General features: G+C 70.8%; 11 protein-coding genes. 6 read left to right on the forward strand and 5 right to left on the reverse strand.

Annotated elements, in window-relative coordinates:
* Positions 1–25 precede the first annotated feature (25 nt).
* Entirely contained in the window at positions 26–1,297 is a 1,272-nt protein-coding gene (gene glgC, locus LVY72_RS09240; RefSeq protein ID WP_308190729.1) for a glucose-1-phosphate adenylyltransferase, read from the reverse strand.
* A 97-nt stretch (positions 1,298–1,394) separates the two neighbouring features.
* Here glgC and glgA point away from each other — a divergent pair, with 97 nt between their 5' ends.
* Complete coding sequence (gene glgA, locus LVY72_RS09245; protein WP_237820078.1) at positions 1,395–2,594, forward strand: glycogen synthase; 1,200 nt, start codon at positions 1,395–1,397, stop codon at positions 2,592–2,594.
* A 15-nt stretch (positions 2,595–2,609) separates the two neighbouring features.
* Here glgA and LVY72_RS09250 read toward each other — a convergent pair whose 3' ends face one another.
* The 4 genes from LVY72_RS09250 to LVY72_RS09265 all read right to left on the reverse strand — a co-directional run bounded on the left by LVY72_RS09250 (position 2,610) and on the right by LVY72_RS09265 (position 6,915).
* A complete protein-coding gene (locus LVY72_RS09250) occupies positions 2,610–3,611 on the reverse strand; it encodes a zinc-dependent alcohol dehydrogenase family protein (protein WP_237820080.1) in 1,002 nt (333 codons plus the stop codon).
* A 3-nt stretch (positions 3,612–3,614) separates the two neighbouring features.
* On the reverse strand, positions 3,615–4,025 hold the full coding sequence (locus LVY72_RS09255; RefSeq protein ID WP_372463689.1) for an Hsp20/alpha crystallin family protein: 411 nt from the start codon (positions 4,023–4,025) through the stop codon (positions 3,615–3,617).
* Positions 4,026–4,105: 80 nt separating this feature from the next.
* Entirely contained in the window at positions 4,106–6,178 is a 2,073-nt protein-coding gene (locus LVY72_RS09260; RefSeq protein ID WP_237820082.1) for an acyl-CoA dehydrogenase family protein, read from the reverse strand.
* A complete protein-coding gene (locus LVY72_RS09265) occupies positions 6,175–6,915 on the reverse strand; it encodes a TetR/AcrR family transcriptional regulator (RefSeq protein ID WP_237820084.1) in 741 nt (246 codons plus the stop codon). The genes LVY72_RS09260 and LVY72_RS09265 overlap by 4 nt, the downstream gene beginning before the upstream one ends.
* Positions 6,916–6,995: 80 nt before the next feature.
* Here LVY72_RS09265 and LVY72_RS09270 point away from each other — a divergent pair, with 80 nt between their 5' ends.
* From LVY72_RS09270 to LVY72_RS09290, 5 genes are all read left to right on the forward strand, one after another.
* Entirely contained in the window at positions 6,996–8,315 is a 1,320-nt protein-coding gene (locus LVY72_RS09270) for an acetyl-CoA C-acetyltransferase (RefSeq protein ID WP_237820086.1), read from the forward strand.
* Positions 8,316–8,318: 3 nt separating this feature from the next.
* Positions 8,319–9,665, forward strand: a complete 1,347-nt coding sequence (locus LVY72_RS09275) for a 3-oxoacyl-ACP reductase (RefSeq protein ID WP_237820088.1) — start codon at positions 8,319–8,321, stop codon at positions 9,663–9,665.
* Positions 9,662–10,582, forward strand: a complete 921-nt coding sequence (locus LVY72_RS09280) for a MaoC/PaaZ C-terminal domain-containing protein (protein ID WP_237820090.1) — start codon at positions 9,662–9,664, stop codon at positions 10,580–10,582. Before LVY72_RS09275 ends, LVY72_RS09280 begins: the two co-directional genes overlap by 4 nt.
* 15 nt (positions 10,583–10,597) lie before the next feature.
* Positions 10,598–11,839 carry a kynureninase gene (locus LVY72_RS09285; RefSeq protein ID WP_237820092.1) on the forward strand — a complete coding sequence of 414 codons (1,242 nt, stop codon included), beginning with the start codon at positions 10,598–10,600 and terminating at the stop codon, positions 11,837–11,839.
* Between the two features lie 140 nt (positions 11,840–11,979).
* Positions 11,980–12,231 carry a metallothionein gene (locus tag LVY72_RS09290; RefSeq protein WP_237820094.1) on the forward strand — a complete coding sequence of 84 codons (252 nt, stop codon included), beginning with the start codon at positions 11,980–11,982 and terminating at the stop codon, positions 12,229–12,231.
* Positions 12,232–12,237 lie beyond the last annotated feature (6 nt).

A 12,237-nucleotide genomic window follows, 5' to 3' on the forward strand; every position in this document is an offset into this window, starting at 1 on the left:
CCCGCCGGACAGGTGCCCTCCGATTTTACTGCGCCCGGGGAACCGATTCCGCCGCCAGGACCTCCTGGCCCTTCCGCAGCACGGTCAGGCCCGAGTCCGTCACGGTGAACCCGCGGGCCTTGTCCTGCTCCGCGTCCACGCCGATGCTGGCCCCGGCCGGCACCTGGACGTTCTTGTCCAGGATGGCCCGCCGGATGACCGCACCTTCCCCGATACGCACGTTGTCCATCAGCACGCACCCATCCACCCGGGCGTTCTCGGAGACGTAGACGTTGTTGGCCAGCACCGAATGGCGCACCTCGCCGCCGCTGACCACGACGCCGGAGGCGAGGATGGAGTCATGGGCCGCCCCGTCCCGGCCGCTGGTCCCGCGTACCAGCTTGGCCGGCGGGAACACGTTGTGGCGGGTGTAGATGGGCCATTCCAGGTTGTACAGGTTGAAGGCGGGCAGGGGCCGGATCAGGTCCATGTGCGCGTCATAGTAGGAGTCCAAGGTGCCAACGTCCCGCCAGTACTGCCGGTCGGCGTCATTCGAGCCGGGGACGTCGTTGGCGGTGAAGTCATAGACCGCAGCCTCGCCGCGTTCGACGAAGTAGGGGATGATGTCCCCGCCCATGTCGTGGTTGGTGTCCAGCCGCTCCGCATCCACGTCCAGGGCTTTCAGCAGCGCGTCGGTGTTGAAGACATAGTTGCCCATCGACGCCAGGAAGTTCTCCGGGTCGTCCGGCAGCCCGGGGGTGGTCGCCGGCTTCTCCACGAAGGCGGCGATCTTCCCGGGATCCGACGAATCCGTTTCGATCACGCCGAACTGGTCCGCCAGGTACAGCGGCTGGCGGACGGCGGCCACGCTGACCGCCGCACCGCTGGCCACGTGGGCATCCACCATCTGCTGGAAGTCCATCCGGTACACGTGGTCCGCACCGATCACGACGACGATGTCCGGCTTCTCGTCATAGATCAGGTTCAGCGACTGGTAGATGGCGTTGGCGCTGCCCAGGAACCAGCTCTTGCCGCGGCGCTGCTGCGCCGGCACCGACGCCACGTAGTTGCCCAACGCCGAACTGAGGCGCCAGGTCTCGGAAATGTGCCGGTCCAGGCTGTGGGACTTGTACTGCGTCAGCACCACGATTTTCAGGTAGTGCGAATTGACCAGGTTCGACAGCGCAAAGTCGATCAACCGATAGCTGCCCGCGAACGGCACAGCGGGCTTGGCCCGGTCAGCTGTCAGCGGCATCAAGCGCTTGCCTTCACCGCCGGCCAGCACCACTGCCAAAACCTTTTTCTGCGGCATGAACACGACCCCGTTTCTGTTCCCCAAAGCCACTGTGGCCAACTGTGAAGTTGTACTTTTTTCAGACTAGGTGAGAAGTGCCTGCTGCACTACGTTAGATTTCGTGCGGATCGATATTGTGACAAAGGAATTCCCTCCGGAAATCTACGGCGGTGCCGGCGTGCACGTGGCCGAGTTGAGCCGGGTGCTGGCCGACAAGGTGGACCTGAACGTCCACGCCTTCGGCGCGCCGCGCCCGGAGGACTACCATGGGGCCCGGGTGCGCAGCTACGCGGTGCCGGAGGCGCTGCGGGAGGCCAACCCGGCGGTGCAGACGCTCGGTGTCGACCTGGAGATGCTGGCGGCGATGCAGGGGGCGGACCTGGTGCATTCGCATACCTGGTACGCGAACATGGCCGGCCACCTCGGCTCCCTGCTGCACGGCATCCCGCATGTGCTCAGCGCGCATTCGCTCGAACCGCTAAGGCCGTGGAAGGCCGAGCAGCTCGGCGGCGGCTACCGGGTGTCCTCCTGGGTGGAGAAGACCGCCTACGAAGCGGCGGCGGCGATCATCGCCGTCTCCGCCGGCATGCGCGCCGACATCCTGCGCTGCTACCCGGAGGTGGACCCGGCCAAGGTCAAGGTGGTGCACAACGGGATCGACGTGGAGCTGTGGCAGCGGGACGGGAACGACGACGCGGTGCGCGCCCTCGGCATCGACCCGGACCGGCCGTCGGTGGTGTTCGTGGGCCGGAACACGAGGCAGAAGGGCGTTCCGTACCTGCTGCGGGCGGCGGACCAGCTGCCGCCGGAGGTCCAGCTGGTGCTCTGCCTGGGCGCCGCCGACACGCCCGAACTGGCCGCCGAGACCGCCGTCCTGATCGACGGACTGAAGTCCCGGCGCGATGGCGTGGTGCTGATCGAGCGGATGCTCCCGCGCCGCGAGCTGATCCAGGTGCTCAGCCACGCTACGGCCTTCGCCTGCCCGTCCATCTACGAGCCGCTGGGCATCGTCAACCTCGAAGCCATGGCCTGCGGTGCCGCCGTCGTCGCCAGCGCCACCGGAGGCATTCCCGAGGTGGTCGAGGACGGCGTCACCGGGACCCTGGTGCCGCTGGAGCAGGTGACCGACGGTACCGGCACGCCGCTGGAGCCGGAAAAGTTCGTCAACGACTTTGCCGCCGCGCTGACGGCCACGGTGTCCGATCCGCAGCTGGCCCGGCGCCAGGGCGAGGCGGGCCGCCGGCGGGCCGAAGAGCACTTCTCCTGGCATTCGATCGCGGACAGCACCCTCGAGGTCTACCGCGGCGTGCTCGGCAGCTGACGCCGCCGGGCCGGATCAGCCGACCCGCAGGACTGCGGCGCCGGTGATCCGGTCCGCGGCCAGGTCGATCAGCGCCTGGTCCGCCGCCTGAAGCGGGTACGGCACGGTGGTCGGCCGCAGCGGGATGTCCGCTGCCAAGGCCAGGAACTCCTCGCCGTCGCTGCGGGTGTTGGCGGTGACGCTGCACAGCTGCCGCTCCTGGAACAGGTCCGTGTCGTAGTGCAGCGGCGGAATGTCGCTGAGGTGGATGCCCGCCACGGCCAGCGTGCCGCCGCGGTCCAGGGCGCGCAGCGCAGGCGGTACCAGCGTGCCGGCCGGGGCGAACAGAATCGCCGAATCCAGCGGTTTGGGCGGCGCTTCGTCCGCGTCGCCGGCAAAGACCGCCCCGAGGTCCAGGGCGAGCCGGCGGGCGGCTTCGGACCGCGTCATGACATAGACCTCGGCGCCGCGGTACATGGCCACCTGGGCAGCCAGATGGGCCGAACCGCCGAACCCGTAGATGCCCAGCCGCCCGCCCGGCGGCAGCTGGGCCCGCTCGAGCGCGCGGTAGCCGATGATGCCCGCGCACAGCAGCGGCGCGGCGGACTCGTCATCGAAGGCCGCGGGAAGGAAGTAGGCGTAGGCCTCGGCCACCGTGAGCAGTTCGGCGTAGCCGCCGTCGTGGTGCCAGCCGGTGAATTCCGGGGCCACGCACAGGTTCTCCCGGTGGCGCAGGCAGAACCGGCAGCGTCCGCAGGTGGAGCCGAGCCAGGCCACGCCCACCCGGTCCCCGACGCGGAAGCGGCGGCAGCCCGGCCCCAGCCCGACCACCTCGCCGACGACCTCGTGGCCGGGTATGACGCCGGGGCGCCGCGGCGGCAGGTCCCCCTCGGCCAGGTGCAGGTCCGTGCGGCATACGCCGCAGACCCGGACGGCAACCAGGACCTCGCCCGGACCGGGTTCGGGGTCCGGGCGCTCCTCCCAGCGCAGGGGATGTCCGGCGGCCGGGCCCGGCGTCCCGACGCTCCAGGCGCGCACGGATCAGCCCCGGCTGATGTTCACTTTTCCGGTGCCGGCCGGCGGCTCCTGGGGTACCGGGATGCGGACCTCCAGCACGCCGTCGCGGTAGGTGGCGGTGACATCCTCCTGCCGGCAGCCCGGCGGCAGCGTGACATTGCGGGAAAACGAACCGTACCGGAATTCGGAGCGGTAGCCGCTCTTGGTTTTCTCCTCGGTCCGTTCCCGCCGTTCGGCGCGGATGTGGAGCGTGCCCTCGCGGACCGTAATATCCACGTCCTGGTCCGGATCCACCCCGGGCAGTTCGGCCCGCACCACCATGGTGGGGCCGTCCCGGAATTCCTCGACCCGGAGCCAGGAGGCATCCCACTCTCCCTCGAAGAACCGCCGGAACGGCTCCGGCATGTCAAAGCGGTCCCTGCGCATTCCGACCATGATCCACGTCTCCTCTTGCCGATCCGGCACTGGCCAGCACCAGAATAGCCGTGCCGCCCAATGCCCGGAAGGTGGGGTGGTCAGACGTGGGCCTGGGGCTGCTGCTCCGGCACCGGGGCACTGCCGCGGGCACGGCGGGCATAGGCGATGGCCTCCTGCTGGCGAAGACCTTCGGCCCCGGTCGCGATGGCGGCACGCAGCTGCCCGGGACCGTAGCCGAAGGCGTCCACCAGGTCCTGCGCATGCGGACGCAGCCGGTGCAGCAGCCGGTTCACATAAGGGCCCACGGTGCGGGCGCGCTGGGCCGAAAGCCTGCCGTTCATCAGGTACCAGCCCAGGTTCTTCTCCACCAGGCCGAGGCCGAAGAGGTCCCGCAGCCGGGTCAGCACTGCGAGCGTGCCTGGTTCCTTGATGCCGGCCAGCGCCCGGCTGAAGGCCTCCCACTGCAGCAGTTCCGCGTGCGCCCGGGCAGCCTCGATCAGCTGGTGCTGGTGGCGGTTGAAGACTTTGGCCGCTTCGGCCGGCGGCAGCTTGGCCGCTCCGCGCAGCGACCCGGCCAGCGCGGCGACCATGGCGCCGACGCGGTCGGTGAGCAGCGCCCGCTGGCTGGCCTCGTCCTTGAGGTAGTTGGCCGCCTTCTTTTCCGATCCGCTGTCCGCGACCGTCTGGACCATTTGGCGCAGGCCGGTGCGGTGCCAGGTGGCGTCCGCGGCCTGTGCGGCCACCCAACGGGCCAGCACACCAAAGTCCGCTTTGCGGAACTCGGCGGCGTAGTCCGACAGCAGCCGCTTGGCCACCAGCTGCAGCAGCACGTTGTTGTCCCCCTCGAAGGTCGCATAGACATCGAGGTCGGCGCGGAGCAAGGCCAGCCGGTTCTCGGCCAGGAAGCCGGCGCCGCCGCAGGCCTCGCGGCACTCCTGCAGCGTCTCCAGCGCGTGCCAGGTGCTCAGCGGCTTCAGCGCGGCGGCCAGGGTTTCCAGATCCTGCCGGTCCGCGTCCGTGTCGCGGGCACCGGAGAAGACCTCGTGGAAGCCGGCCAGCAGTTCTTCATGGGCGAACGACGCCGCGTACGTGGTGGCCAGCCGGGTCAGCAGGCGGCGCTGGTGCAGCTGGTAGTCCAGCAGTTTCTGTTCCTCGGCATCCGGGGTGGCCCTGAACTGGCGCCGCTCGTTGGCGTACCTGACGGCAATGGCCAGGGCCGCCTTGCTGGCGGCTACGGCGGCCCCGTCCAGGGAGACCCTGCCCTGGACCAGGGTGCCCAGCATGGTGAAGAAGCGGCGCCCCGGGCTGGCGATGGGGGAGGAGTAGGTTCCGTCCGGTGCCACGTCCCCGTAGCGGTTGAGCAGGTTGGTGCGGGGGATGCGGACGTGGTCGAAGTGCAGCCTGCCGTTGTCGATGCCGTTCAGTCCGCCTTTGAGGCCATCGTCATCCCCGCCGACGCCCGGCAGGAAGGCGCCGCCGTCGTCGCGGATCGGGACGACGAAGGCGTGCACGCCGTGCCGGACGGCACGCGGCCCGCCGCCGGTGATGAGCTGGGCGAAAACGACGGCGGCCTTGCCGTCCCGGGCTGCGTTGCCCAGGTAGTCCTTCCAAGCGGCCCGGAACGGGGTATGGAGCACGAATTCGTCCGTCGCCGGATCGAAGGTGGCGGTGGTGGCGATGGCGGAGACATCGGAGCCGTGGCCGGTTTCGGTCATCGCGAACGCCCCGGGCAGCCGCAGGCTCATGACGTCCGGCAGCCACCGGTCGTGGTGCGCGGCAGTGCCCAGGTGCAGGATGGCTGAGCCGAACAGGCCCCACTGCACGCCGGCCTTGATCTGCAGGGACGGATCGGCGAGCACCAGCTCCTCGAAGCCGGCGATGTTTCCGCCCGGATCGTCCGCGCCGCCAAGCCGGGACGGAAAGGCCCGGTGCACCGAGCCGCGTTCCACCAGCAGCTGCAGCTGGGCGGTGACGCGGCGGCGATGCTCGGCCATCGGCAGTCCGTCGATCCGGTGCAGGTCCGGATCCGCGGTAAGGTCGCGTGCCGCCCGGCGGACGCCGGCCCAGCGGCCGAGCAGGTAGCTGCCCAGCGCCTCAACGTCGATCCGGGGGCCCGCGGCGGATTCGCCGGGGCCGGCGGGCTGAGCGGACAGTGCGGTGTGCTGGGTCATCGGGACTCCTTCGAGGGCAGGGCGGCGGCCAGCGGCTGCGGGCGGACAGCGGCCGGCGGCCCGGCGAACTGCCCGGCAAGGCCGGTCAGCAGCCACGCGGTCAGTTGATCGGTCATGTCTTCGCGGCTGGGCTTGCCGGGCCCCTCGGCGCTGCCCAGCCACAGTTCGCCGGCCGCCCGGACCATGCCAATGGCCGCGGTGGGCCAGTACTGCAGCCCGCGCCCGTCCGCGGCGGTTCCGCCGGCGGCCTGCAGCTGGTACTGGATGGCCGTTTCCATCATCCGGGTGATGGCGGCGAAGAAGTGGCTCAGCGCGTCCGGTTCCCCACTGCCCGGGGACACTGCTGCCGGGGCATCCAGGGCCCCGGGCCGGGTCACGAAAGCGTAGACGTTGGGCGAGGTCTCGGCCATCTGCAGGTAGGCGGCGACCATGGCCCGCAGTCCTTCGTGCGGCGTGCCGGCCGCGGCGGCCGCCTCCTGCAGCCGCTCCTGCATTTTGCCGATCACGACTTCGCCGACGGCACGCTGCAGCCCGGCCTTGTCCCCGAAGTACCGGTAGAACACCGGTTTGGACGTGCCGGCCGCGGCGGCGATCTCTTCCATCGAGGCGGCAGGGCCAAGCAGGTGCACGGCCTGGCGTGCAGCACGGATCAGCTCCTGGCGGCGGTCGGCCCGGTGCCGGTCCCAGCGGGCGGACCGCCCGTCGCCCGCGGCGGGGGAGGATGTGGCGTTATTCACGTTACCGAGCGTATCAGTTACGCTTGGTAACGGTAACCACCACCCACCGGCCCGCCGGAGCGACTCCAGGAGCGATCTCGATGGCAACAGCACCCCAGTCCCAGCCGATCCGCGATGCCGTGGTGATCGGCGGCAACCGCATTCCCTTTGCCCGCGCCAACAGCGCCTATACCGGGGCAAGCAACCAGGACATGCTCACGGCCGCCCTGGATGGACTGGTGGCCCGCTTCGGGCTGCAGGACGAGCGGATCGGCGAAGTGGCGGCCGGCGCGGTGCTCAAGCACTCGCGCGACTTCAACCTGACCCGGGAAGCGGTGCTGGGCTCGGCCCTGTCCCCGGAAACGCCCGTCTATGACCTCCAGCAGGCCTGCGCCACCGGACTGGAAACGGTCATCGGACTGGCGAACAAGATCAAGCTGGGCCAGATCGAATCCGCCGTGGCCGGCGGGGTCGATTCCGCCTCGGACGCCCCGATCGCGGTCAGCGAGGGCCTGCGTACCGTGCTGCTGGAACTGGGCCGGGCCCGCAGCACCAAGCAGAAGCTGGCCGCGTTGGCGCGGCTGCGGCCGCGGGATCTGGCGCCGCACGCCCCCAGCACGGCTGAGCCGCGGACCGGCCTGTCCATGGGGGAGCATCAGGCACTGACTACTGCCGCCTGGAAGATCACCCGCGAGGCCCAGGACGAGCTCGCGCTGGCCAGCCATGCCAATTTGGCCGCCGCCTACGGGCGCGGCTTCTTCGACGACCTCATCACCCCGTACCGCGGCCAGCTCCGGGACGGGAACCTGCGGCCGGACACCTCGCTGGAGAAACTGGCGAAGCTGCAGCCGGTGTTCGGCAAGTCCCTCGGCGAAGAGGCCACCATGACCGCAGGCAATTCCACCCCGCTGACCGACGGCGCCTCCGCGGTGCTGCTCGGCTCCGAAGACTACGCCCGGCGCAACGACCTGCCCATGCTCGCCCGGGTGGTGGATGCCGAGGCCGCTGCGGTGGACTTCGTCCATGGCCGGGAGGGCCTGCTGATGGCTCCGGCCTACGCGGTCCCGCGGCTGCTGGAGCGCAACGGGCTGAGCCTGCCGGACTTCGACTTTGTCGAAATCCACGAGGCGTTCGCTGGCACCGTCCTGTGCCATCTGGCGGCCTGGGAGAGCGAGGAGTTCTGCCGCAACAAGCTCGGACTGGATTCGCCGCTGGGCAGCGTGGACCGCAACCGGCTCAATGTCGCCGGCTCCTCGCTGGCGGCAGGGCATCCCTTTGCCGCCACCGGCGGACGGATCGTGGCCACCCTCGCCAAGCTGCTCCACGAGCAGGCCGGCGCCGAGGGCCGCCGCGGACGCGGCTTGATTTCCATCTGCGCCGCCGGCGGCCAGGGTGTGGCGGCCATCCTGGAGGCGTGCTGAGCGATGGCAACGGCACAGGACAGCTATCTGAACCTGGTTTCGCACCCGGTGGCGCGGGAAATCGCCGGCCGATTCGGGCTGCCGCGTCCGGCAGTACTGCGCCGCTACCGTCCCGGCGAGCCGCTGCTGCCCGGCCCGGTCCTGGTGCTGGGCGGCAGCGGCGCCGACGCCCTGGCCGGCCCACTGCCGGACCTGGGCCTGCAGATCCGCCGCCAGGCCGCGCACGGGGAACGGCTGGGCGCCATCGTGGCGGTGCTGGATGAGGTGGCCGGACCCGCGGACCTGGCAGCTTCGGCGCTGGCCGTCGGGGCGGCCCTGCGGGAGCTGGCGCCCGGCGGGCGGATCGTGACGGTCTCCCGCCAGGCCTGCGAGACACTGCCGCCGGCGGCCGCTGCGGCCCGGCAGGGCGTGGAGGGCCTGCTGCGCTCCCTCGCCCGCGAATTGCGCGGCGGGGCCACCGGCAACGGCATCCTGCTCGGCGACGGCGTGGACGTGGACGCACCGGGCGTTACCGGCGCGCTGCGTTTCCTGCTCTCGGCCCGCAGCGCGTATGTGGACGGCCAGTTCCTGCTGGTCGGCTCCACCGACGGCCAGCCCGCGGCGGAGCCGGAACGTCCACTGGCCGGCCACACGGCCGTGGTGACCGGGGCGGCACGGGGCATCGGAGCCGCCATCGCCGAGGTGCTGCGGCGTGACGGCGCCGATGTCGTCGTGGTCGATGTGCCGGCGGCCGGGGAACAGTTGGCGGCCGTCGCCAACCGGATCGGTGGCACCGCCCTGCAGTTGGATATCACGCGCCCGGACGCCGGGGCCCGGATCATCGAGCAAGCGGGCCGGCACGGCCGGATCGATATCGTGGTGCACAACGCCGGCATTACCCGGGACAAGCTGCTGGCGAACATGGATGCGGAGCGCTGGGACGCCGTGCTGGAGGTCAACCTCGCCGCCCCGCTGCGCCTAAACGAGGCCCTCCTGGCCTCCAACCTGCTCGGCCCCGCCCCGCGGATCGTTTGCCTGGCCTCCACCAGCGGGATCGCCGGCAACCGCGGCCAGACCAACTATGCCGCCTCCAAAGCCGGGATCATCGGCATGGTCAGGTCCTCGGCGCCGCTGCTGGCCGCCCGCGGCGGGACGATCAACGCCGTCGCGCCCGGATTCATCGAAACCGAGATGACTGCGCGGATGCCGGCCGCCGCGCGCCAGGTGGCCCGGCGCCTGCTGCCCTCGCTGCAGCAGGGCGGCCTGCCGCGGGACGTGGCCGAGGCGGTGGCCTTCCTGTCCGGCGGCGCCGCGGCCGGCATCAACGGACAGACGCTGCGGGTCTGCGGCCAGAGCCTGGTGGGCGCATGAGCCCGGCGGCCGGCACGGCCGGATTCCGGGAAGTGCGGCTGCCCGAGCTGCCTTCCGTCCCCAGGCTGCTGGCCCAAGCCGCCGCGACGGCGGCACGGGAGCGGATTACCGGCGGCGCGCGCCCGGACGGACTGCCGGCGGTCCGGCACACCGTGGCCGATGTCCAGGTGGATCTTGAGCAGCTGACCAGGTTCCAGCATTTGGTGGGCGGCACGGTGCGCGACACGCTGCCCTCGGCCTTCCTGCACACCGCCGCTTTCCCGGTGGCGATGAGCGTGCTGGCGCGTGGCGATTTCCCGCTGCCGCTGCCGGGACTGGTGCACCTGGCCAACCGGGTCAGCCAGCGCCGGCCGGTGCATTTCATCGAGCCGCTGGCGTTCTCGGCCTGGGTGGAGAACCTCCGCGGCCACCATGCCGGCACCCGGGTGGATGTGCGCACCGAGGTGTCCGCCGCAGGCGGGACGGTCTGGGAGGGCCGCTCCGAATACCTGGCCAAGGGAGTGTTCCGGCCCGGCCTGGACAGCACGGAGCGACCGCCCCGGGAAGATTTCCGTCCACCGGTACCGACCGCGCGCTGGTGGCTGGGACCGGAGGCCGGCCGCGACTACGCGGCGGTGTCCGGCGACTTCAACCCGATCCACCTCAGCACCCTCTCGGCACGGCTGCTCGGGATGAAGCGGTCCATCGCCCACGGCATGTACCTGGCCGCGCGGGTGCTGGCGGACCTGGAGGCTGCAGCCGGCGGCAGCCATGAATGGGAGATCCGGTTCGCCGCGCCGGTGTACCTGCCGGCCGCGGTTGCCCTGCGGATCGAGGATCTGGCCGGCAACGGCCACTGGACCGGCTCGCGCTTCACCGGCTGGGGCGAACACAGCCGGCGGCTGCATTTCACCGGCACGGTCAGCGCACTGGCGTAGCCGTATGCTGGCCGCATGAGCGCATACGATGAACTGCTTGGCCGTTCCCGGCAGCTCGACGGCAAGGATCCGCTGGCCGGCTACCGGCAGCTGTTCGTGGGCGCCGACGATCCGCAGGTGCCGGCCTACCTGGACGGGAACTCGCTGGGCCGGCCGCTTCAGGCCTCGGTCGAACGGGTCCGGGACCTGATGGTCCAAGGTTGGGGCGGCCGGCTGATCCGCGGCTGGGATGAGGGCTGGCTGGACCTGCCGCAGCAGCTGGGGGATGAACTCGGGCGTGTGGCCCTGGGTGCCGGTCCCGGCCAGTGCATTGTGGCGGACTCCACCACCGTGCTGCTCTACAAGCTGGCACGGGCTGCCGTTGCCGCCCGGCCCGGCCGGCACCGCGTGCTGGTGGACCGGGACAACTTTCCCACCGACCGGTACGTGCTTGAGGGGATTGCCGCCGAATGCGGTCTGGAACTGGACTGGCTCCAGGTGCCGTACGACGGCGGGGCGGAGCCGAAGTCCGTGCGTGCCGCCGTCGGCCCGGACACCGCGCTGGTGGTGCTCAGCCATGTCGCCTACCGCTCCGGCCATCTGGCCGACATGCGCGCGATCACCGAGGTGGTCCAGGCCTCCGGCGCCCTGATGCTGTGGGACCTGTGCCATTCGGCCGGCGCCGTGCCGGTGGAACTCGATGCCTGGGGCGTGGACCTGGCCGTCGGCTGCAGTTACAAGTACCTCAACGGCGGACCGGGCGCGCCGGCCTGGGCCTACGTGCGTTCCACGCACCAGCAGCTGGCCCAGCCGATCCAGGGCTGGATCGGCAGCCGGGACCCGTTCGGCATGGAGCAGGGCTACCAGCCGGCCGAGGGCATCCGCCGATTTGCCAGCGGGACGCCGCCGATCATCGGGATGGCCGCGATGCAGGACATGATCGCGCTGATCGGCCGGGCAGGCATCGGCGCTATCCGGGAAAAATCGATCGCACTGACCAGCTACGCCCTTGACGTGGTGGACACGCTGCTGGCCGGCACCGGCGCGGTGGCTACGTCCCCGCGCGAGCCGGAGCGGCGCGGCAGCCACGTCACCATCGACCACCCGGGAGCCAGGACCGCGACGGTCAGGCTCTGGGAGCGGGGCATCATCCCCGACTATCGGAACCCGTGCGGTATCCGGCTGGGCCTGTCCCCGCTGTCCACCAGTTTCGAGGAGGTCCTGCGCGGCGTCGCGGCGATTGCTGCGGAGCTGGCCGGGAGTGCGCCCAGGGCGTGACAGCCGGAGCGGCCGCTGTTAGGTTGAAGTGGCGGCGGCACAGTGGGCACGGTCACAGCCACGACGCCGCCGGGGATGGACAGGACCTAGAGGATTCCGGCATGCCCCAGGCGTGCCGGTACCGATGCCAGGAGGAAGCCATGGCCACCTGCGATATGTGCGGCAACGAGTACGACAAGACCTTTACCGTCACCCGCAGCGGGGAGACCCGTACCTTCGACAGTTTCGAATGCGCGATCCACATGATGGCCCCGGCCTGCGCCCATTGCGGCTGCCGGATCCTCGGCCACGGGGTGGAAGGCGGCGAAGGCATCTACTGCTGCGCCAACTGCGCCCGGGAGGCCGGGCACAATGACCTGGTCGACCGGGCCAGGCAGACACCGTCCGGTTAACCGGCA

Origin of the sequence: Arthrobacter hankyongi, from assembly GCF_022012395.1 — a bacterium.
Classification (GTDB): domain Bacteria; phylum Actinomycetota; class Actinomycetes; order Actinomycetales; family Micrococcaceae; genus Crystallibacter; species Crystallibacter hankyongi.

Bases quoted from the DNA above. Each gene is read 5' to 3' on its own strand.
- LVY72_RS09285 (WP_237820092.1), top strand. From the start codon at position 10,598: ATGAGCGCATACGATGAACTGCTTGGCCGTTCCCGGCAGCTCGACGGC.
- LVY72_RS09280 (WP_237820090.1), top strand. From the start codon at position 9,662: ATGAGCCCGGCGGCCGGCACGGCCGGATTCCGGGAAGTGCGGCTGCCC.
- LVY72_RS09290 (WP_237820094.1), top strand. From the start codon at position 11,980: ATGGCCACCTGCGATATGTGCGGCAACGAGTACGACAAGACCTTTACC.
- LVY72_RS09270 (WP_237820086.1), top strand. From the start codon at position 6,996: ATGGCAACAGCACCCCAGTCCCAGCCGATCCGCGATGCCGTGGTGATC.
- LVY72_RS09255 (WP_372463689.1), bottom strand. From the start codon at position 4,025: ATGGTCGGAATGCGCAGGGACCGCTTTGACATGCCGGAGCCGTTCCGG.
- LVY72_RS09260 (WP_237820082.1), bottom strand. From the start codon at position 6,178: ATGACCCAGCACACCGCACTGTCCGCTCAGCCCGCCGGCCCCGGCGAA.
- LVY72_RS09275 (WP_237820088.1), top strand. From the start codon at position 8,319: ATGGCAACGGCACAGGACAGCTATCTGAACCTGGTTTCGCACCCGGTG.